A 21285-nucleotide genomic window follows, 5' to 3' on the forward strand; every position below is an offset into this window, starting at 1 on the left:
TCCCGGAGGGACCCCATCTCTCTGCACGACACGCCACCGACCGTGAGCGAAGGAGGGCCCCATGGCCGTCGACTACACAGTGATCGTCGTCTATCTCGCCGGCATGCTGGCGATGGGCTGGTGGGGCATGCGCCGCGCCCGGTCCAAGAGCGAGTTCCTGGTGGCCGGCCGCCGCCTCGGCCCCGTGATGTACTCCGGCACCATGGCCGCGATCGTGCTCGGCGGCGCCTCCACCATCGGCGGGGTGGGCCTCGGCTACCGGTACGGCCTCTCCGGCGCCTGGATGGTCCTCACCATCGGCCTCGGCCTGCTGGCCCTGTCCGTCTTCTTCTCCGCCCGCATCGCCCGCCTGAAGGTCTACACCGTCTCCGAGATGCTCGACCTGCGCTACGGCGGCCGGGCCGGCGTGATCTCCGGTGTGGTCATGTGGGCGTACACCCTCATGCTCGCGGTGACGTCCACCATCGCCTACGCCACGATCTTCGACGTCCTCTTCGACCTGAACCGCACCGTCGCGATCGTCCTCGGCGGCACGATCGTCGTCGCGTACTCCACCCTCGGCGGCATGTGGTCGATCACGCTGACCGACATGGTGCAGTTCGTCGTCAAGACCATCGGCGTCCTGCTGCTGCTCCTGCCCGTCGCCGTGGTCAAGGCGGGCGGCTTCTCCGCGATGAGGGCCAAGCTGCCCACCGAGTACTTCGACCCGCTGGGCATCGGCGGCGAGACGATCTTCACCTACGTGCTCATCTACACCTTCGGCATGCTGATCGGCCAGGACATCTGGCAGCGCGTCTTCACCGCCCGCAGCGACCGGACGGCCCGCTGGGGCGGCACCGTCGCCGGCACCTACTGCCTGGCCTACGCCCTCGCCGGCGCGGTCATCGGCACCGCCGCCAAGGTCATGTACCCCAAGCTGGGCAGCCCGGACGACGCGTTCGCCACCATCGTCAAGGACGAACTGCCCGTCGGGGTGCGCGGCCTGGTGCTGGCTGCCGCTCTCGCCGCGGTCATGTCCACGTCCTCCGGCGCGCTGATCGCCTGCGCCACCGTCGCCAACAACGACATCTGGTCCCGGCTGCGCGGCGCCGCCAAGCGCTCCGAGGACCACGACGAGGTGGCCGGCAACCGCGCCTTCATCCTGGTCATGGGCCTCGCGGTGATCGGTACGGCGATCGCCCTCAACGACGTGGTGCAGGCGCTGACCGTGGCGTACAACCTGCTCGTCGGCGGCCTGCTCGTGCCCATCCTCGGCGGCCTGCTGTGGAAGCGCGGCACCGCGCAGGGCGCGCTGGCCGCCGTGGCCGTCGGCGGCCTCGCCGTGATCGGCCTGATGGCGGGCTACGGCATCCTCGCCAACGAGCCCGTCTACTACGGCCTGCTCGCCTCCCTCACCGTCTATGTCGCCGTCTCCCTGGCGACCCGGCCCACCGACGAGGCCGTCCTCGCCGTCTGGCGGGAGCGGCTCGCCGGACGGTCGCCCGAACTCGTGTCCGAACCGGTCCCGGCTCAGCAGTAGAGTCACCGGGAAAGCAGTACATGCGCGACGAAGCGCAGGAAAGAAGGCAATCCACATGAGCAGCAACGAGACGCCCCGCGGTCCCGTCGACTCCTCCCGCGTCCCGCGCTACGCCGGTCCCGCGACCTTCGCCCGGCTGCCCCGCCTGGACGAGGTCGGCACCGCCGACGTCGCGGTGGTGGGCGTGCCGTTCGACTCCGGCGTCTCGTACCGGCCCGGCGCCCGCTTCGGCGGCAACGCCATCCGCGAGGCGTCCCGGCTGCTGCGCCCGTACAACCCGGCGCAGGACGCCTCCCCGTTCGCCCTCGCGCAGGTCGCGGACGGCGGCGACATCGCCGTGAACCCGTTCAACATCAACGAGGCCGTCGAGACGATCGAGGCCGCGGCCGACGACCTGCTCGGCACCGGCGCCCGCCTGATGACGCTCGGCGGCGACCACACCATCGCACTGCCGCTGCTGCGCTCGGTGGCGAAGAAGCACGGCCCGGTCGCCCTGCTGCACTTCGACGCCCACCTCGACACCTGGGACACCTACTTCGGCGCCGAGTACACCCACGGCACCCCGTTCCGCCGGGCGGTGGAGGAGGGCATCCTCGACACCTCCGCCCTCTCGCACGTCGGCACGCGCGGCCCGCTGTACGGCAAGCAGGACCTCACCGACGACGAGAAGATGGGCTTCGGCATCGTCACCTCGGCGGACGTCTACCGGCGCGGCGCCGACGAGGTCGCGGACCAGCTCCGCCAGCGGATCGGGGACCGGCCGCTGTACATCTCCATCGACATCGACTGCCTCGACCCGGCCCACGCGCCCGGCACCGGCACCCCCGAGGCCGGCGGCATGACCTCCCGCGAGCTGCTGGAGATCCTGCGCGGCCTGGCATCGTGCAACCTGGTGTCGGCGGACGTCGTCGAGGTGGCCCCCGCGTACGACCACGCGGAGATCACCTCGGTCGCGGCCTCCCACACCGCCTACGAACTGACCACCATCATGAGCCGCCAGATCGCGGCGGCCCGGAAGGACGCGGAAGCGAAGTGACCCACGACCACGACCTGGTACTCCGCCCGACCGCCGCCCAGCAGGAGGCCGCGCTGAACCCTCCCCCCGGCCGCAACGGCGGGGACCTGGTCGTGGAGACGCTGGCCGGGCTCGGCGCGACGACCGTGTTCGGCCTGCCCGGACAGCACGCGCTCGGCATGTTCGACGCCCTGCGCCGGTCCTCGCTGCGCTATGTGGGCCTGCGGGTGGAGAACAACGCGGGCTTCGCGGCGGACGCGTACGGCCGGGTCACCGGTGAGGCGGCCCCGCTGCTGCTCTCCACCGGCCCCGGTGCGCTGACCTCGCTGGCGGCCCTCCAGGAGGCGGCGGCGGCCTCCGCGCCCGTGCTGGCGATCGGCAGCCAGATCCCGACGGCCGGCCTGGGCGGCGGCCGCCACGGCTACCTCCACGAACTCCCGGACCAGTCCGCCTCCTTCCGGGGCGTGGTCAAGTCGGTCCACACGGTCCGCACCCAGTCACAGATCCCGTCCGCCGTCGCGGAGGCCTGGAAGTCGGCGCTGACCGCCCCGCACGGCCCGGTGTGGGTGGAGATCCCGCAGGACGTGCTGCTCGCCCCGACCCCGCTGCCGGTGGTGACGGCCCCGGACGCGACCCCGGAGGACGTGGTCCCCCGCCCCGAACTGACGGCACTGGCGGCTCACTTGCTCTCGACGGCGACCCGCCCGGCGATCATCGCAGGCGGCGGCGTGGTCCGAGCGGACGCCGCGGGCAAGGTGAAGGCCCTGGCCGAGCGGCTGAACGCCCCCGTGGTGACGACGTTCGGCGGCAAGGGCGCCTTCCCCTGGGAGCACCCCCTCTCCCTCCAGTCCTGGCTGGAGGACCGGCACACCACGGACTTCCTGGAGGACGCGGACGTCCTGCTGGTCGTCGGCTCGGGCCTCGGTGAACTCTCGTCTAACTACCACACGTTCAAGCCCCGGGGCCGCGTCATCCAGATCGAGGCCGACCTCGGCAAACTGGAGTCCAACCACCCCGCCCTGGGCATCCACGCCGACGCCCGCCTCGCCCTCCAGGCCCTGCTGGAAACGGCGGAGCCCCGCCCGGACGCCGAGGCCCCGGCCCGCGTGGCGACCCTCCTGTCCAAGGTCAACTCCCGCATCATCTCCCAAAACCTGACCCTGGAACAGCAGTTGCTGTCCTCGATCCGCACCGCCCTCCCCGCCACCTCCCCCTCCTTCTGGGACATGACGATCCTGGCGTACTGGGCGTGGTCGGCCTTCGACCCGCGGGGCACCAACACCATGCACTCGGCCCAGGGCGCCGGCGGCCTCGGCTACGGCTTCCCCGCCGCCCTCGGCGCCGCGGTCGCCGACCCCACCCGCCCGGTCCTCGCGGTCTCCGGCGACGGCGGCGCCCTCTACTCCATCGCCGAACTGGCCACGGCCCGCCAGTACGACCTCCCCGTCACCTGGCTCATCGTGGACGACGGCGGCTACGGCATCCTCCGCGAGTACATGACCGACGCCTTCGGCCAGCCGACGGCAACAGAACTCACCCGCCCCGACTTCGTCGCCCTCGCGGAATCCTTCGGCGTCCCCGCCCTCCACACCACCCCGGAAACCCTGCAAGCGGACCTCACGAAGTCCCTGTCGACACCGGGCCCGTCGGTGCTCGTGCTCCCGGCGGTACTGCGGATGTTCGCGGCTACGCATCTGGGCTAGCCGGGGGGCGGCAACACCGCCTCGGGTCACCTCCCGGCGCGGGCGGCCGCCGTACCGCGCCACGCGCACACCGCCGGCCCGCCCGTGCGCCGCGACCCCCCTCCCCTTCCAGGCCCCCGGTGCCTAAGGTCTCCAGGGACAACCGGAGGGGGAGGTCTGGATGAAGGTCCGGCGCCGAGGCATCGAGCGGCTGGCGCGGGCGCGGTGGGGCGAGGGCCGTTCGGTCTGGTCGGCCGACATCGGGGACCGCGAACTCGTCGTGGACTCCGTCGAGGTGGGCCGGGAGCCCGCGCCGTCCGCCGTCGCGGCGGTCATGGGCCTGGACGAAGGCACCGAGGTCTGGGTACGGCGTCGCCGCTTCGTCCTCGAAGGCAAGCCGGTGCTGCTCTCCACGTCCCGTCTGCCGGCCGACCTGGTCGAGGGCAGCCCCATCACCCGGCCGGACACCGGACCCGGCGGCACGTACGCACGGCTCGCGGACCTCGGACACGCCCCGGTCCGGTTCCGCGAGGAACTCCACTCCCGCATGCCCGCCCAGGACGAGGCCGAACGGCTGGCCCTGCCTTCGGGCGTACCGGTGGTCCTGATCGCCCGCACCGCCTTCGACGCCGGGGGCCGGGTCGTGGAAGTGAACGAGATGACGCTCGACTCCGCCGCGTACGTCTTGGAGTACGACTTCGAGGCGTGACACGACGCTGAGCCTCGGAACAGGCCCTCTGCGAACACCCGTACAACTTCCGATCCCCCTGGCGAGTCAATCAAACGGGCGCGGGGGTGCGCCCGTACGTCGTTCTCAGGGGGACCCTTCCATGACTTTTCGCATGACCTCGTGTGCCCGCGTGCTGGCGGCGGCCCTCGGTGCGGGGGTGCTCATACCCGGGGTGGCGGTGGCCACTCCGGCCGCTGCCGCCGCCGCGCCCGCCGTCAGCTGTACGTCGGCCAAGGCGGGCCTCGCCGACAAGCTGAAGACGGACATCACGGCCGCGCTGAAGAACCGGAAGGGTACCGTCGCCGTCGGGCTGTACGACCGTGCCACGGACACCACCTGCACGCTGCGGGCCACCAGTGCCTTCGACTCGGCCAGCACCGTCAAGGTGACCGTGCTCGCGGCGCTGCTGTGGGACGCGAAGAAGCGTGACCGGTATCTGACGAGCACCGAGACCAGGCTCGCCACCGCCATGATCACCCAGTCGGACAACGACGCCACCAGCAAGCTCTGGAAGCAACTCGGTCCGACGAAGATCAAGGGTTTCCTCGGCGCCGCCGAGATGACGAAGACCGTCCCAGGGGAGGGTCAGTACTGGGGGCTGACCCAGGAGAACGTCACCGACGAGCAGAAGCTGCTCCGGCTCGTCACCGCCAAGAACGGTGTGCTGAGCGACAATTCACGGGCGTACATCCTCAAGTTGATGGGGCAGGTCGTCACCTCGCAGCGCTGGGGGACCCCGGCCGGCGCCCCCGCCTCCGTCGCCGTGCACGTCAAGAACGGCTGGCTCCAGCGGGCCACGCACGGCTGGCGGGTGCACAGCCTGGGCACGTTCAGCGGCGCCGGGCACGACTACATGCTCAGCGTGCTCACGCAGGACGACAGCACCATGGACTACGGCGTGGCCACGATCCAGGACGTGGCCAGGGCCGTCCACAAGGACCTGGTGCCGGTCACGAAGGGCACGAAGCTGTACACGCCGACCAGCCGGCCGAGCGAGGCGTTCGTGGCGGTGCCGCGCGGCTAGTTGGCCGGCACCGTCAGGAATACCGTGTCGCCGCCGGTCACCGCGAAGGTGCCGTTGCCGCCGGAGGCCACCGTGCCGCTGTGCACGACGGCACCGGCGGGGGTCTTCTCCGTCAGGGTGAGGGTGCGGTCGGTCAGGTTCGTGACCGCGAACTGGGTGGCACCGGCCTGCACGCCGTCGCCCTGCTCGGTGACACCCTTGATGAAGACGAAGGTCTGCGTGGAGACCAGGTTGCCCGTGCTGCCCTTCTGGACGATCAGGACGTCCCCGGTGGCCGCTGCCGCCGGGGACGTCGCGGCGGCCACCGCGCCGAGCGCCGCCAGCAGTGCCGCGGCGGCTCCCGTCGCTATCCGGCGCCCGCCGGTCCTGCCGGTCCTGCCGGTCCTGCCGGTTCCACTGTCCATCGGTATGTCCTCCCGGGGTCGCGCCCCCGTCCCACGGTGGGACGGCGGCGTGGCGCAGAGCCTCGCCGGGCGGAGCATGGTGGCGTAAGAGGCGCGAGGGGGCGCACCAGCGCACGGAAGGGTGAGCGCACGACGCCGGCGCCGGACCCCCGAAGGGCCCGGCGCCGACACGTGATCAGCCGTTGCTCGCGGTCACGTTGACCGCCGCCCAGGCCCGGTCCACGGTCCGGTACTCGGTGCTGTTCGCGCCGTAGAGGTCCTTGGCGGCGTTCAGCGTGGCGGTGCGGGCACCGTGGAAGCTGGTCGTGGAGACCATGTAGCGGGTCAGGGCGTAGTAGAAGATGTTCAGCGCCTTGGCCCGGCCGATGCCGGTGACGGAACCACCGTCGTAGGTCGGCGAGTTGTACGACACCCCGCCGATCGTCTTCCGGCCGCTGCCCTCGGCGAGCAGGTAGAAGGCGTGCGAGGAGACGCCGGAGCCGGCGTGCACCTCGGTGTTGGTGACGGACGGCGACCAGTAGTCGATGGTGCCTTCGAGGCGGTCCTGGGACGGCTGGTCCATGCGGCGCAGGAAGCCCTGGGAGAGGCCCAGCTTCTCGCCCATCAGGTAGTTCGGCGGGTTCTTGGCGTTGTTGGTGGCGAACTCCACGCCGGTGCCGAAGATGTCGGCGAGCGACTCGTTGAGCGCGCCGGGCTCGCCGTACTGGTTGCCTTGGCTGTCGACCCGGGTCGGCTGGAGGTTCGCGGTGGCGCCGACCACGCCGTGGGTCAGCTCGTGCCCGGTGACGTCCAGCACCACCAGCGGCTTCTTGAAGGTGCTGCCGTCGCCGTCGCCGTAGAGCATGCAGTCGCAGTCCGGGTCCCAGAAGGCGTTGCCGACCTTGTTGCCGAAGTGGACCATGCCGTGCGCGCCGTTGCCGTCGTTGGCGATGCCGTTGCGCCCGAAGGTGCTCTTGTAGAAGTCGAAGGTGTTGGTGATGCCGTACATGGCGTCGACGGCGGCCGTGTTGCGGTCGCTGGTGGCGCCGTTGCCGAAGGCGGTGCTGGTGCTGGCGGCGAGGTAGCCGTCGTCGAAGTTCTCGGTCTGCTGGTTGTCGGCGTCCCGCACCTCGGTGTTGCCGCGGTTCGGGTCCTTCAGGATGTAGTACTGGGTGCCCTGGTACGTGTACGGGGTGGCCGTCAGGGACACCGTGCCGTCGTAGAGGGAGTAGCCGGTCGCCGCCGTGCCGGACGCCGCCGCCTTCGCCGCGAGGCCCGGCAGCGGGGCCGCCGCCTCCCGGCGCGGCGCGGTCGACGCCACCGACGAACCGGCGTGCCGCTTACGGAGCTTGGCGAGCGTCCCGGGGGAGAGGAAGGGGTCGCTGAGCGGGGTGTTGCTGAGCACCGTGCCGGTCCGGGCGTCCACGACGACGGTCCGGGCGCCGGTGCCCTCGGCCGTGCTGCTGCCGGTCACCCGCACCTGGTAGGCGAGGGCGGGAGCGTGCCCGGCGAGGGCGCTGACGACCAGCTTCGCCTTGCCGGCCGTGCCCTTGCCCGCCTTGGCGGCGGCGGTCCGCGCGGCGGCGGCGGACTTCTTCGGCGTGGTGCTCGCGAGGTCGATGGCCCGGGTGGTCGCCCGGGTGACGCCGAGGTACTTGTCGTGGGCGTCCAGGTGCACGATCAGGTCGGCGCCGAGCACCGGCAGGCCGCGGTGGGTGCGGACGAAGTGGACGTGCTTCTTGCCGTCGGGGTCGACCAGCGCCTCGGTCGCCTTCAGGGTGTCGTGCGGGCCGACGCCGGTCGCGGTGGCGTGGGTGTGGGCGGCGGCGCTCGCGACGGCCACCACGTGAGCCGGGGCGGTACGCGACGCGGAGGCCGTGATCGCGTGGGAAGCGGCCGGGGTGGAGCGGGGAGCGGCCGAGGCGGAGCCGAGCGTGCCGGCGGTCAATGTGGCTGTCGACGCCATGACAACCATGATCGCCAGCTTGCCCAGGGGAGATCTACGCACGAAAAGTGCCTTTCGCTGTGGGGGAGCGCAGGAGGGTCACCCTCCGGTCACGGTGGGGAACTCCTGTGAAAACCTTGTGGGTTCTGGGGCGGCACTTTTCCCCGAAAGTCGTCGTCACCGGAAGATCGGATGGAAAGTCAAACGCCTTCCTTTAGTGGTTCTTTACCGCGGTTGTACGGGCAGTGACGCCTGGGTGACGGAAAAGGGAGGGAAGAAAGCCGCTTTCGCGTCCGCTTCCGGCCGCATTTCAACAAGCGGTCGCCAAACGGCGGTTAAGGGGCGGGTCCGGCGGCCGTAGGCGTACGGCCACCCCCGCGTCACCCCCGCTTTCCGGCCCTGCGAACATGCCCTCGTCCATGTGAAATCGAAGGGGGAACGTTTCGTGCTTTACCGGATATCCGGCCGGGGCGGGCTGCTCGCGGCCGGCCTCGGTGCCGCTCTGCTCATATCGGCCGTCACCGCCGCCCCGGCCACCGCCGCACCACCCGCCGTGAGTTGTACATCGGGGAAGTCGGGCCTCGCCGACAAACTGAAGACCGACATCACGGCCGCCCTGAAGAACCGCACCGGCACGGTCGCCGTCGGCCTGTACGACCGCGGCACGAACACCACCTGCACCCTCCGGGCCACCACCGCCTTCGACTCGGCCAGCACCGTCAAGGTCACCGTGCTCGCCGCCCTGCTGTGGGACGCCAAGAAGAGCGGCCGGTACCTGACCGACACCGAGTCCGACCTGGCCACCGCCATGATCACCCAGTCGGACAACGACGCCACCAGCGCGCTGTGGAAGCAGCTCGGCGACGCCAGGATCCAGGGCTTCCTGACCGCCGCCGGCCTGACGAAGACCGTGCCCGGCGCCGACGGCTACTGGGGCCTCACCCAGGAGAACGTCACCGACGAGCAGAAGCTGCTCCGGCTCGTCACCGCGAAGAACAGCGTGCTCAGCGACAACTCCCGTGCCTACATCCTCCAGTTGATGGGCCAGGTCATCCCCGAGCAGCGCTGGGGCACCCCGGCCGGCGCCCCCGCCTCCGTCGCCGTGCACGTCAAGAACGGCTGGCTGGAGCGGGCCACGCACGGCTGGCGGGTGCACAGCCTGGGCACCTTCAACGGCGCCGGACACGACTACATGCTCAGCGTGTTCACCCAGGACGACAGCACCATGGACTACGGCGTCGACACCATCCAGGCCGTCGCCCGCGCCGTCCACAAGGACCTCGTACCGGCCACCAAGAGCACCGCGCGCTACCTCCCGACCAGCAGGCCGGAGGAGGCGTTCGTCGCGACCCCTCCCCAGGGGTGACGTCGACGACCGCTGACTGAACAGCACGTCACGAGGCGGTCCCCCGGCGGACACCGGGCCGCCCTACGGTGACCGGCATGCGCCCACGCACCGTACTCGCCGCCCTCGCCGCCGGCCTGGCGGCGGTCGTCTCCCCGACCGCCGCCGGACCCGCGCACGCCAACCTCCTCACCGAGCACGCCTGTTCGGCCACCGTCTCCCTGGACCGCTTCTCCGACGCGCTCGACAAGACGACGTACGACGGCACCTTCGTCGGCAACCTCTCCGCCCTCGCCGTCGACCGGGACGGCTCGCTCGCCGCCCTGGCGGACCGCTCCTCCCTGTTCCGGCTCGACCCCCGCACCCTGGCGCCCGAGGGTGCCGTCCGGCTCGCCGACGAGCGGGGCGCCGACCTCGACTCCGAGGCACTCGTCATCGACCACGACGGCACCCGGCTGATCGGCTCCGAGACCGAGCCGTCCGTGCGCCGCTACTCCCGCGACGGCCGGATCCTCGGCCGGCTCCCGGTGCCGGACCCGCTCCGGGTCGCCCCGGCCGGGCGCGCCACCGCCAACCAGACCTTCGAGGGGCTGACCCTGCTGCCCGGCGGCCGTACCCTGCTGGCCGCCATGGAGGACGCGATCTCCGGCGACAGCGCCGGGACCGTCCGTCTCCAGACCTGGCGGCGGACCGGGCACGGTCCCTTCCGGCTCGCCGCCCAGTACGCCTACCGCGCCGACGACGGCCTCGGTGTCTCCGAGGTGCAGGCCACTCCCGACGGCCGGCTCCTGGTCCTGGAGCGCGGCTTCACCCCGGGCGTCGGCAACACGGTCCGCCTCTACCTGGCCGACCCCCGGCACGCCACGGACACCAGCGGCATCCCGTACCTGACCGGGCAGCCCGGGGTGCGCCCGGTCCGGAAGGCACCGCTCGCCGACATCGCGGACTGCCCCTCCCTGGGCGCCACCGCCAGGCAGCCCCAGCCGAACCCCCTGCTCGACAACATCGAGGGCATGACGGTCACGGGGCGTGACGGCCGGGGCCGCCTGCGGGTGCTCCTGGTCAGCGACGACAACCAGAACCCGGCCCAGACCACCCGCCTCTACTTCCTGCGCGTACGCGTCTGATGTGTTGCGGCGGGATGAAATCCGCCCGCGATGACGTTGGTGCCTTCCGGCGGACCAGGGCCGAAGAGCGGCACCGGACGCAGCACCAGAAGCAGCACCAGATGCGGGAACACAGGGAGGCACCGGCGTGGCGGACGAACGGGGATGGGTCCGGCGGCTCGCGGGATACGCGTGGCGGTACCCCAAGGACGTCGTCCTCGCCCTCGGCGCGTCGCTGGCCGGCATGGCCGTGCTGGCCGTCGTACCGCTGATCACCAAGGTGATCATCGACGACGTGATCGGCGACCACAGCCGGGACATGGCCCCCTGGGCCGGCGCCCTGCTCGGCGCGGCCGTCCTGGTGTACGGGCTGGCCTACGTCCGCCGGTACTACGGCGGGCGGCTCGCCCTCGACGTCCAGCACGACCTGCGCACCGAGATGTACGGCAGCATCACCCGGCTCGACGGGCGCCGGCAGGACGAGCTGTCCACCGGGCAGGTGGTCGGCCGGGCCACCAGCGACCTCCAGCTGATCCAGGGCCTGCTGTTCATGCTGCCCATGACCATCGGGAACGTCCTGCTGTTCCTGATCTCCCTGGTGATCATGGCGTGGCTGTCGCCGCCGCTGACCCTGGTCGCGCTCGCCGTCGCGCCCGCGATCGGCTGGATAGCCCGGCGCAGCCGCTCCCGGCTGCACCCGGCCACCTGGTACGCGCAGGCGCAGGCCGCCGCCGTCGCCGGGGTGGTGGACGGCGCGGTGAGCGGCGTCCGCGTGGTCAAGGGGTTCGGGCAGGAGGAGCAGGAGACCGGCAAGCTCCGCGAGGTCGGCCGCAGGCTGTTCGCCGGGCGGCTGCGCACCATCCGGCTGAACAGCAGGTACACCCCCGCCCTCCAGGCCGTACCGGCGCTCGGGCAGGTCGCCATGCTGGCCCTCGGCGGCTGGCTGGCGGTACGCGGGCACATCACGCTCGGCACCTTCGTCGCCTTCTCCACCTACCTCGCCCAGCTCGTCAGCCCGGTGCGGATGCTCGCGGTGGTCCTCACCGTCGGCCAGCAGGCCCGCGCCGGCACCGAACGGGTGCTGGAACTGATCGACACCGAACCGGTGCTGCGGGACGGCACCCGGACCCTGCCGGCCGACGCGCCCGCAACCGTCGAGTTCGACGACGTGTCCTTCGGCTACGAAGGCGGTCCTCAGGTCCTCGACGGGCTCAGCCTGGAGATCCGGTCCGGCGAGACCCTCGCCGTGGTCGGCTCCTCCGGCTCGGGCAAGTCCACCCTCTCCCTGCTCCTGCCGCGCTTCTACGACGTCGGCCGCGGCGCCGTCCTGGTCGGCGGCCACGACGTGCGCGAGCTGACCCTCGACTCGCTGCGGGCCGCGATCGGCCTGGTGCCGGAGGACTCCTTCCTGTTCTCCGACACCGTCCGCGCCAACATCGCCTACGGCCGCCCCGACGCCGGCCAGGAGGAGATCGAGGCCGCCGCGCGCGCCGCCCAGGCCGACCGCTTCATCGCAGAGCTGCCCGAGGGCTACGACACCAAGGTCGGCGAACAGGGCCTGACCCTCTCCGGCGGCCAGCGCCAGCGTGTCGCCCTCGCCCGCGCCCTGCTCAGCGACCCGCGCCTGCTGGTCCTCGACGACGCCACCTCGGCCGTGGACGCCCGCGTCGAGCACGAGATCCACGAGGCCCTCACGCACGTCATGCGGGGCCGTACGACCCTGCTGATCGCCCACCGCCGCTCCACCCTGAACCTCGCCGACCGCATCGCCGTCCTGGACGGCGGCCGGCTCGCCGACCTCGGCACCCACGAGGAACTCCAGGCGCGCTGCGCCCTCTACCGCCGGCTGCTGACCGACCCCGACGAGCTGGGCGGCGTCTCCCCGGGCCACGACCGCCCGGCCGAGCCCGTGGAGGACACCACCGTCCGCGAGGAGCTGGACGCCGAGTTCGACGCCGAGCGGGGCGTCACCCCCCGGCTGTGGACCGGCGACCGCGCGCCCCGGGATCCCGCGCTCGGCGGCAGCCCGGCCACGCCCGCCCTCCTCGCCCAGGTCGAGGCGCTGCCCCCGGCCACCGACACCCCCGACGTCGACGAGGGCCGCGCGGTGCTGCCGGAGGACTCCTACGGCCTGCGCCGGCTGCTGCGCGGCTTCGGCGCGCCCCTGCTGGTCAGCCTGCTGCTGGTGGCCGTGGACGCGGGCGCCGGACTGCTGCTGCCGGTGCTGATCCGGCACGGCATCGACCAGGGAGTCACGAGGACGGCCCTCGGCGCGGTCTGGGCGGCCTCCCTGCTCGGGCTGCTGACCGTGCTCGTGCAGTGGGCCGCGCAGACCGGCGAGACCCGGATGACGGGCCGCACCGGCGAACGCGTCCTGTACACGCTGCGGCTGAAGATCTTCGCCCAGCTCCAGCGGCTCGGCCTCGACTACTACGAGCGCGAGCTGACCGGCCGGATTATGACCCGGATGACGACCGACGTCGACGCCCTGTCCACCTTCCTGCAGACCGGCCTGGTCACGGCGTTCGTCTCGGTCGTGACCTTCTTCGGCATCATGGTCGCCCTGCTGGTCATCGACCTCCAGCTGGCCCTGGTCGTCTTCGCCACGCTGCCCCCGCTGGTCGTGGCGACGTACTTCTTCCGCCGGGCGAGCGTGAAGGCGTACCAGCTCGCCCGTGAGCGGGTGTCCGCGGTCAACGCCGACCTCCAGGAGTCGGTGGCGGGGCTGCGGATCGTGCAGGCGTTCCGGCGCGAGGGGGAGGGGCTGCGGCGGTTCACCGGGCGCAGCGCCGACTACCGCGCCGCCCGCGTCCGCGGCCAGTGGCTGATCTCGGTCTACTTCCCGTTCGTCCAGCTGCTGTCCTCGGTCGCGGCGGCGGCCGTGCTGGTCACGGGCGCGGGCCGGGTGGAGGCGGCCACCCTCACCACGGGCGCGCTGGTGGCGTACCTGCTCTACATCGACCTGTTCTTCGCGCCCGTCCAGCAGCTCTCCCAGGTCTTCGACGGCTACCAGCAGGCCACCGTCTCGCTGGGCCGCATCCAGGAGCTGCTGCGCGAGCCGACGTCCACGGACGCGGCGCGGGAGCCGGTGGAGGTGCTGTCGCTGCGCGGCGACCTCGCCTTCGAGGACGTGCGCTTCGCCTACGGCGCCGAGGAGGAGGCGCTGACCGGGATCGACCTCACGATCCCGGCCGGGCAGACGGTCGCGTTCGTCGGCGAGACCGGCGCCGGCAAGTCGACGCTGGTCAAGCTGGTCGCGCGGTTCTACGACCCGACCGGCGGCCGGGTCACGGCCGACGGCACGGACCTGCGGGAGCTGGACCTCACCTCCTACCGGCACCGGCTCGGGGTCGTGCCGCAGGAGGCGTACCTGTTCCCCGGCACCGTCCGGGACGCCATCGCCTACGGCCGCCCCGACGCGAGTGACGCCGAGGTGGAGGCGGCGGCGCGCGCGGTCGGCGCCCACGAGGTGATCGCCACGCTGGAGGGCGGCTACCTGCACGAGGTCGCCGAGCGGGGCCGCAACCTCTCGGCGGGCCAGCGCCAGCTGATCGCGCTGGCCCGCGCGGAACTCGTCAACCCCGACATCCTGCTCCTCGACGAGGCCACGGCCGCGCTCGACCTGGCCACCGAGGCCCAGGTCAACCAGGCCACCGACCGGCTCGCGGGCCGTCGTACCACGCTGGTCGTCGCCCACCGCCTGACCACCGCGGCCCGCGCCGACCGGGTGGTCGTGATGGACCACGGCCGGGTCGTGGAGGACGGTACCCACGAGGCGCTGCTGGCCCGCGAGGGCCGCTACGCCGAGCTGTGGCGGACCTTCGTGGGCGGCGCCGAGCCGGAGGAGCCGGTGGGCGCGCTGGGCTGAGCGGCCCGGGCCGACGCGCCCCGCTGACGGTCGTGCAACCATCCGACACAGCCGCGCGTCCGTACATCAGTACGGTGATCGGGGGAATGTTCGCGTGGCAGGGGAGGCGGCAGTGGTGCGAGAGGCGATACGGCGGCGGCTGGCGCTCGGCGCGGCCGTGCTGGCCGTGTCCGGGGTGTTCGCCCTCGGCACGGCGGGCGTCGCCCAGGCCGCCACGTCCGAGTCCTGCACGGGCCGGCAGGTGCGCACCCTGGCGTTCCGCACCGGCGTCACCCACGTCTACAAGCGGGACGGCTATGTCTGCGCCGTCACCGTCCCCCGGCGTCCCGGAGCCGCCCAGACCATGGCCGTCAGCGTCCAGGCCCGCGGCAACCGCCCGGTCGTGGACAAGGGCCGCTACAAGCACCAGGCCGGCCCGGTCACCGTGCACGCCGGCCACCGCTGCGTCTGGATCAAGGGGACGGTGGGCCGCTACTCGGTCAGCACGGGCTGGGTTCTGTGCTGACCGCCCCGCCTGTGCCCTGACTTACGCTCAAGTACCCCTGGTGTGGCAGCTGTTGCTGGGATAGCTTCCGGCGTACATCCGTCTCACATCTGTCTCACAGGGGAGAGCGCGCATGCGCAAGGTGCTCAGATGGCTGCTGGCGTTCACCGTGCTCATAGGCGCGTTGAGCACGGCGGGCGCGGCCACCGCCGCACAGTCCGGGCCCACCGACATCAAGGACCGGCTCCTGGCGATCCCGGGCATGAGCCTGATCGAGGAGAAGCCCTACCCCGGCTACCGGTTCTTCGTCCTGAACTACACCCAGCCGATCGACCACCGGCACCCGGACCGCGGCACCTTCCAGCAGCGGATCACCGTGCTGCACAAGGACACCAGCCGCCCGACGGTCCTCTACACCGGCGGCTACAACGTCTCCACCACGCCCTCGCGCCGCGAGCCCACCCAGATCGTGGACGGCAACCAGGTCTCCCTGGAATACCGCTACTTCACCCCGTCCCGGCCCGCGCCGGCCGACTGGTCCAAGCTCGACATCCGGCAGGCGGCCGACGACGAACACCGGGTGTTCACCGCGCTGAAGCCCATCTACTCCGCCAACTGGCTCACCACCGGCGGCTCCAAGGGCGGCATGACGGCCACCTACTACGAGCGCTTCCACCCGCGCGACATGGACGGCGTCGTCGCCTACGTCGCCCCCAACGACGTGGTGAACAAGGAGGACTCGGCCTACGACCGCTTCTTCACCCGCGTCGGCACCAAGGAGTGCCGGGACCGGCTGAACGCCGTACAGCGCGAGGCGCTGGTGCGCCGGGCGCCGCTGGAGAAGAAGTACGCGCGGTACGCGGCCGACAACGGCTACACCTTCGACACCATCGGCAGCCTGGACCGGGCGTACGAGGCCGTCGTCCTCGACTACGTCTGGGGCTTCTGGCAGTACAGCCTGCTGGCCGACTGCGACACCGTCCCGGCGCACGCGGCCACCGCGAGCGACGACGAGATCTGGAACTCGGTCGACACCATCTCCGGCTTCTCCGCCTACACCGACCAGGGCCTGGAGACGTACACCCCGTACTACTACCAGGCCGGCACCCAACTGGGCGCCCCCACCATCCACTTCCCGCGCATCGAGCGGGGGCTGATCCGCTACGGCTACCAGCCGCCGCGCAACTTCGTGCCGCGCTCCATCCCGATGCGCTTCCAGGACGGGGCCATGCGGGACGTGGACAGCTGGGTCCGGCACCACGCCACGCACATGCTCTACGTGTACGGCCAGAACGACCCCTGGGGCTCGGAGCGCTTCCGGCTCGGCGCGGGCGCCCGTGACTCCTACGTCTTCACCGCGCCCGGCATGAACCACGGCGCGAACGTGGCCGGCCTGGTCCCCGACCAGAAGGCCCTCGCCACCGCCCGCATCCTCGCGTGGGCGGGCGTCGCCCCGAAGGCCGTCCAGGCCGACCCGTCGGCGGCCCGGCCGCTGGCCCGCTACGACGCGAAGCTCGACGTCCGCGACGTGGAACGCGAGCCGGCCCTGCGCCCGTGACCCGGCTCCGCCGCGTGGCCCCGGCTCCCGGGGCCACGCGGCGGACCGGGCGTCACGATTCGTGCGCCGGGTACGTCTCGTACGACAGGCCGTGCCCGACCGGGTACAGCACCCGCGCCGGGTCGTCGGCCCGCTGCACCGGCACCGGCAGCTTCCCGCGCGGTGCCACGCGTCCGGCGATCACCCTTGCCGCGGCCCGGAGTTCGACGTCCGTCCAGCAGTAGGTGGCCAGACAGGCCTGCACGAAGGGGAGTTGGGCCACGTCGTACGGGTTGCGCACGGCCACCGCCACCACCGGCCGGCCCGTCGCCACCAGCTGTTCCACCAGCGCCCGCTGGGAGTTGCCCGCCGTCACGTTGTACGTCGCCACGACCACCGCGTCCGCGTCCCCGGCCGCCGCGACCGCCTTGCTGATCGTCGCGGCCGAGGGGGCGGTGCCGGTGGAGAGGGCCGTGGCGGTGAAGCCCAGCTCGGTGAGCGCGCCGGCCAGGACTCCGGTGGGCGGCCCGGTGGTGCCGGTGGGGGAGGCCGGGTCGGCGCCGACCACCAGGACGCGGCGGGAGGCGCGGCGGTGCAGCGGCAGCAGATCGTCCTCGTTGACCAGCAGGGTCGTGGTCCGCTCGGCGATCCGGTCGGCGGCCTCCCGGTGGGCCCGGGTGCCCACCGCCCGGTCCACGCCCGCCGCGCTGACGTACGGGGCGCCCGGCTCGTCGAGGAGTCCGAGCCGGGCCTTCAGCCGCAGGACGCGCAGGATCGATTCGTCGAGCCGGGCCTCGGTCAGCTCGCCGCCCTGGACCGCGCTCAGCACCGCGTGCCAGGCCACGTCGATGGACGGCGGGTTGAGCAGCTGGTCGACACCGGCCTTGAGCGCCAGCACCGGCACCCGGTCGTCGCCGTACTTCGTGCGCACGCCCTGCATGCCGAGCGAGTCGGTGATCACCACGCCGTCGTAGCCGAGTTCGCCGCGCAGGATGCCGGTGACGATCGGGTGGGACAGTGTGGCCGGGTCGCCGGAGCCGTCCAGGCCCGGGAACTGGATGTGCGCGGTCATGATCGAGTCGATGCCGGCCTGGATCGCGGCCCGGAACGGCACCGCGTCCAGCGTCTCCCACAGCTCCCGGCTGTGCGTGATGACCGGGAAGCCGTAGTGGCTGTCGACGGCGGTGTCCCCGTGGCCCGGGAAGTGCTTGGCGGTCGCCGCGACCCGCGCCGACTGGTACCCCGCCACCTCGGCGGCGACCAGGCCGGCCACCGCGTCCGGGTCGGCGCCGAAGGACCGCACGCCGATGACCGGGTTGGCCGGGTTGACGTTCACGTCGGCGTCGGGGGAGTAGTCCTGGTTGACGCCCATCGCGCGCAGCTCGGTGCCCGAGATCCGGCCCAGCGCTCGGGCGTCGGAGCGGGAGCCGCCGGCGCCGAGCGCCATCGCGCCGGGCAGCAGCGTCGCGGGCGTCCCGATCCGGCAGACGGCCCCGTGCTCCTGGTCGGTGGCGATGAGCAACGGCAGCCCGCGCGGCTGTGCCAGGGAGACGCGCTGGAGGCCGTTGGACAGGTCCGCGATCTGGTGCGGGTCGCGGGTGTTGTGCGCCCAGGTGAAGTAGATGATCCCGCCGACCCGGTACCTCTCGACCAGTTCGGCGGCGGTGCGGACGCCCAGCTCCTGGAGGTTGGCGTCGACGTCGGCCTGGTCGGGGGCGGTGGCGGAGTGGCCGTAGGCCCGCGTCACGAAGAGTTGGCCGACCTTCTCCTCCAGCGTCATCCGGGAGACCAGGGCGCGCAGCCTGCGGTCGTCGTGCGGGGCGGCACTGGCGGTCGCCGGTACGGACAGCGCGGCGGTGAGACCCGCGGTCGCGGCGAGGACGGCACGTCTGGACGGCCGTGCGGTGTCTACGGTGCTTCCCGTGCTTCCCGTGCTGGTGTCGGGCACGTGCGCTCCTTCCAGAGGAGAACCGCTGAAGGAAACTTCCGAGGAGTCACGAATATCCGGGAAGTTTCTTTCCGTCAAGGGAACGCACAGTACCCGCGCCAGGGCCGCCACCGGCGCAAGGCAGGAGGCGCGCCGGGGCTACGCCGCCTCGCCCAGCAGCCGCACCAGGTGCTCCCGGCCCGCGCCCAGCAGCTCCGGGAGCGGGGCGGCGTCCTCGTACCAGCGCTTCTCGTACTCCCAGCACAGCCAGCCGTCCCAGCCCTGCCGGGAGAGGACGTCCACGCACTCGGTGAGCGGCAGCGCGCCCGCGCCGAGCGGCAGCGGGGTGCGGTCCTCGGCCGAGGCGATGTCCTTGACCTGCACATAGCCGAGGTGCGGGGCGAGGGCCGCGTAGGTCTCCGCGGGCTGCTCGCCGCCCAGCCAGGGGTGCATGACGTCCCACAGCGCGCCCACCTGACGGTGCCCGACCGGGCCGAGGATGCGGATCACGTCGGCGCCGGTGCGGTGCGAGTCGTGGGTCTCCAGCAGGATGCGCACACCGAGCGCGGCGGCGTCCTCGGCGGCACTGCCCAGCCGCCGGGCGGCCACCGCGTCGGCCTCCTCCCGGGGCCGGTCGGGGTCGCCGCCGGGGAAGACCCGCACGAACGGCGCGCCGAGGTCGTGCGCCAGTTGCAGGAGGGCCCGCAGCTCCGCCAGCACCGGGGCGTCGTCGCCGGGCGCCGCCACGCGCACGTACCCGGCGAGGCCCAGCAGCGCGATCCCGGAGCCCTCGAACAGGGCGGCGGCGTCGGCGCGGGCGGCAGGGGCGAGGCCCGGGTGCACCGGTTCCTCGGGATGGGCGCGCAGCTCCACACCGTGGTAGCCGTGCTCGGTCGCGAGCGCGAGGACGTCGGGCAGGGGCAGGCCGGGGACACCGAGGGTGGAGAACGCGAGCTTCATGGGCACCGAACGTACCCGCCCTCGGCCGGGTCATGCGGGGCGACAGGCGCCGGATCGGCTCCCGGTCCCGCCGGCGGCCGTGAAGCCCCCGTGACGCCGGTGACGTCCCGGCCACGCCCCGGCGACATCCCGCCCCGGACCGTCATGGCTTGGCCAAGCCCATGCCGCGCGTTGTCCGCCTGTTCACCGCCCGCCCCTGCCGCCGCCCGCCCCGCCGGGCGCAGAGTGATGCCGGTCCGGTCCGCGAGACCGCTCAAGAAGGGGCATTCATGGCCGAGTTGACGCGTCGCAGACTCCTGGGTTCGGCCGCCGGCGCGCTGGGAGGCGCGGCGGCCCTCTCCCTCCTCCCGCCCAGCGTCCAGAAGGCGGTCGCCGCCGGTCCGCCCCGGCACCGCTCGCTGCGCGACATCGAACACGTCGTCCTGCTGATGCAGGAGAACCGGTCGTTCGACCACTACTTCGGGACACTCTCCGGTGTCCGGGGCTTCGCCGACCCGGACGCCCTGAAGCTGGACACCGGGCGCAGCGTCTTCTACCAGCCCGACGCCGTGAACCCCAAGGGGTACCTGCTCCCCTTCCACCTCGACACCCACACCACCAGCGCCCAGGCCATCCCCTCCACCAGCCACGCCTGGTCGGTGCAGCACGAGGCGTGGAACGGCGGCCGGATGGACCGCTGGCTGCCGGCCCACCGCAAGGCCGACGGCGTCAACGGCCCGTACGTGATGGGTTACTACACCCGCGAGGACATCCCGTTCCAGTTCGCCCTCGCCGAGACCTTCACCGTCTGCGACCACTACTTCTGCTCGGTGTTCGGGCCCACCTGGCCCAACCGGCTGATGTGGATGACCGGTTCGATCGACCCGGGCGGCACCCTGGGCGGCCCGGTCACCAGCAACAAGGCGCCGACGCCGTACCGCTGGACGACGTACGCCGAACGGCTCCAGGCGGCCGGGGTGAGCTGGAAGGTGTACCAGCAGGACGACGACTACGGCTGCAACATGCTGGAGCAGTTCGCCGCGTTCAAGGGCGCGCAGCCGGGCTCCGACCTCTACGAGCGCGGGGTGCGCCCGCAGCCGGAGGGCACCTTCGAGGACGACGCCCGCAACGACCGGCTCCCGGCGGTCAGCTGGATCATGCCGACCAGCTACCAGTCGGAACACCCGGACTACCTGCCCGCCGCCGGCGCCGACTTCGTGGCGTCGAAGATCGAGGCCATCGCGTCCAACCCCAAGGTGTGGCGCAAGACCGCGTTCCTCCTCAACTACGACGAGAACGACGGCCTGTTCGACCACGTGCCCCCGCCCACCCCGCCGGCCGGCACACCGGACGAGTTCATCGGCGGCCTGCCCATCGGCGGCGGCTTCCGGGTGCCCGCGATCATCGTCTCGCCCTGGACCGTGGGCGGCTGGGTCGCCACCGAGACCTTCGACCACACCTCGGCACTCCAGTTCCTGGAGCGCTTCACGGGCGTCGAGGAACCCAACGTCAGCGACTGGCGCCGGGCCGCCTTCGGCGACCTCACCAGCGCCTTCCGCTTCTCCGCCGGCCGGCCCCGGCCGCCGCGCCTGCCGCAGGACACGGCGGCCCAGCTGGAGAAGGCCAAGGAGGAGGTGGCGACGCTGCCCAAGCCGACCCTCCCCGGCGCCGACCAGACCTTCCCGCACCAGGAGCACGGCCACCGGCCGCACCGGTAGAACCCCGGCCGGAGAGGGCGCCGAGGCAACCGAAGGACACCGTTTCCCCTCCGGCGCCCGCTC

14 protein-coding genes and 1 pseudogene are annotated in these 21285 nt (G+C 72.4%); 11 read left to right on the forward strand and 4 right to left on the reverse strand.

All coding sequences use genetic code 11. The annotated features are described in order from the left end of the window. Nucleotides 1-61 precede the first annotated feature (61 nt). From NX794_RS29650 to NX794_RS29670, 5 genes and pseudogenes are all read left to right on the forward strand, one after another. The gene (locus NX794_RS29650; RefSeq protein WP_258782438.1) at nucleotides 62-1519 is read left to right on the forward strand and encodes a sodium:solute symporter family protein; all 1458 of its coding nucleotides are present in this window, start codon (nucleotides 62-64) and stop codon (nucleotides 1517-1519) included. 55 nt (nucleotides 1520-1574) lie between these two features. Further along, on the forward strand, nucleotides 1575-2555 hold the full coding sequence (gene speB, locus NX794_RS29655) for an agmatinase (RefSeq protein ID WP_189294408.1): 981 nt from the start codon (nucleotides 1575-1577) through the stop codon (nucleotides 2553-2555). Then, a complete protein-coding gene (locus NX794_RS29660) occupies nucleotides 2552-4237 on the forward strand; it encodes a thiamine pyrophosphate-binding protein (RefSeq protein ID WP_258782440.1) in 1686 nt (561 codons plus the stop codon). The genes speB and NX794_RS29660 overlap by 4 nt, the downstream gene beginning before the upstream one ends. Before the next feature lie 166 nt (nucleotides 4238-4403). Beyond that, nucleotides 4404-4925: pseudogene (locus NX794_RS29665) on the forward strand (GntR family transcriptional regulator); the annotation flags it as partial. Between the two features lie 133 nt (nucleotides 4926-5058). Beyond that, nucleotides 5059-5970 carry a class A beta-lactamase-related serine hydrolase gene (locus tag NX794_RS29670; protein WP_258782442.1) on the forward strand — a complete coding sequence of 304 codons (912 nt, stop codon included), beginning with the start codon at nucleotides 5059-5061 and terminating at the stop codon, nucleotides 5968-5970. Here the strand turns inward: NX794_RS29670 and NX794_RS29675 are convergent. Together NX794_RS29675 and NX794_RS29680 are read right to left on the reverse strand one after the other, a co-directional pair. Next, nucleotides 5967-6374 (reverse strand): hypothetical protein, encoded by a 408-nt coding sequence (locus NX794_RS29675; RefSeq protein WP_258782444.1) that lies wholly within the window; start codon nucleotides 6372-6374, stop codon nucleotides 5967-5969. The genes NX794_RS29670 and NX794_RS29675 overlap by 4 nt on opposite strands. 175 nt (nucleotides 6375-6549) lie before the next feature. After that, complete coding sequence (locus NX794_RS29680; protein WP_428985985.1) at nucleotides 6550-8328, reverse strand: M4 family metallopeptidase; 1779 nt, start codon at nucleotides 8326-8328, stop codon at nucleotides 6550-6552. A 415-nt stretch (nucleotides 8329-8743) separates the two neighbouring features. Between NX794_RS29680 and NX794_RS29685 the strand changes: the two genes are divergently transcribed. The 5 genes from NX794_RS29685 to NX794_RS29705 all read left to right on the forward strand — a co-directional run bounded on the left by NX794_RS29685 (nucleotide 8744) and on the right by NX794_RS29705 (nucleotide 16659). Continuing rightward, nucleotides 8744-9664, forward strand: coding sequence for a serine hydrolase (locus NX794_RS29685; RefSeq protein ID WP_258782451.1), 921 nt, complete (start codon nucleotides 8744-8746; stop codon nucleotides 9662-9664). Between the two features lie 77 nt (nucleotides 9665-9741). Next, complete coding sequence (locus NX794_RS29690) at nucleotides 9742-10770, forward strand: esterase-like activity of phytase family protein (protein ID WP_258782452.1); 1029 nt, start codon at nucleotides 9742-9744, stop codon at nucleotides 10768-10770. A gap of 127 nt (nucleotides 10771-10897) precedes the next feature. After that, nucleotides 10898-14617 (forward strand): ABC transporter ATP-binding protein, encoded by a 3720-nt coding sequence (locus NX794_RS29695; protein ID WP_258782453.1) that lies wholly within the window; start codon nucleotides 10898-10900, stop codon nucleotides 14615-14617. Nucleotides 14618-14732: 115 nt separating this feature from the next. Then, nucleotides 14733-15122, forward strand: coding sequence for a hypothetical protein (locus NX794_RS29700; RefSeq protein WP_428985983.1), 390 nt, complete (start codon nucleotides 14733-14735; stop codon nucleotides 15120-15122). A gap of 112 nt (nucleotides 15123-15234) precedes the next feature. Further along, entirely contained in the window at nucleotides 15235-16659 is a 1425-nt protein-coding gene (locus NX794_RS29705; protein WP_258782455.1) for a S28 family serine protease, read from the forward strand. Between the two features lie 52 nt (nucleotides 16660-16711). On the opposite strand, the gene NX794_RS29710 is transcribed toward NX794_RS29705, so the two are convergent. Continuing rightward, a complete protein-coding gene (locus tag NX794_RS29710; protein WP_258782456.1) occupies nucleotides 16712-18586 on the reverse strand; it encodes a glycoside hydrolase family 3 protein in 1875 nt (624 codons plus the stop codon). Between the two features lie 138 nt (nucleotides 18587-18724). Continuing rightward, on the reverse strand, nucleotides 18725-19525 hold the full coding sequence (locus NX794_RS29715; protein WP_258782457.1) for a sugar phosphate isomerase/epimerase family protein: 801 nt from the start codon (nucleotides 19523-19525) through the stop codon (nucleotides 18725-18727). Nucleotides 19526-19794: 269 nt separating this feature from the next. Between NX794_RS29715 and NX794_RS29720 the strand changes: the two genes are divergently transcribed. Further along, complete coding sequence (locus tag NX794_RS29720) at nucleotides 19795-21222, forward strand: alkaline phosphatase family protein (protein WP_258782462.1); 1428 nt, start codon at nucleotides 19795-19797, stop codon at nucleotides 21220-21222. Nucleotides 21223-21285 lie beyond the last annotated feature (63 nt).

The organism is Streptomyces pyxinicus (assembly GCF_024753135.1).
Taxonomy (GTDB): Bacteria; Actinomycetota; Actinomycetes; order Streptomycetales; family Streptomycetaceae; genus Streptomyces; species Streptomyces pyxinicus.

Bases quoted from the DNA above. Each gene is read 5' to 3' on its own strand.
- NX794_RS29650 (WP_258782438.1), top strand. From the start codon at position 62: ATGGCCGTCGACTACACAGTGATCGTCGTCTATCTCGCCGGCATGCTG.
- speB (WP_189294408.1), top strand. From the start codon at position 1,575: ATGAGCAGCAACGAGACGCCCCGCGGTCCCGTCGACTCCTCCCGCGTC.
- NX794_RS29670 (WP_258782442.1), top strand. From the start codon at position 5,059: ATGACCTCGTGTGCCCGCGTGCTGGCGGCGGCCCTCGGTGCGGGGGTG.
- NX794_RS29675 (WP_258782444.1), bottom strand. From the start codon at position 6,374: ATGGACAGTGGAACCGGCAGGACCGGCAGGACCGGCAGGACCGGCGGG.
- NX794_RS29680 (WP_428985985.1), bottom strand. From the start codon at position 8,328: ATGGTTGTCATGGCGTCGACAGCCACATTGACCGCCGGCACGCTCGGC.
- NX794_RS29690 (WP_258782452.1), top strand. From the start codon at position 9,742: ATGCGCCCACGCACCGTACTCGCCGCCCTCGCCGCCGGCCTGGCGGCG.
- NX794_RS29705 (WP_258782455.1), top strand. From the start codon at position 15,235: ATGCGCAAGGTGCTCAGATGGCTGCTGGCGTTCACCGTGCTCATAGGC.
- NX794_RS29715 (WP_258782457.1), bottom strand. From the start codon at position 19,525: ATGAAGCTCGCGTTCTCCACCCTCGGTGTCCCCGGCCTGCCCCTGCCC.
- NX794_RS29720 (WP_258782462.1), top strand. From the start codon at position 19,795: ATGGCCGAGTTGACGCGTCGCAGACTCCTGGGTTCGGCCGCCGGCGCG.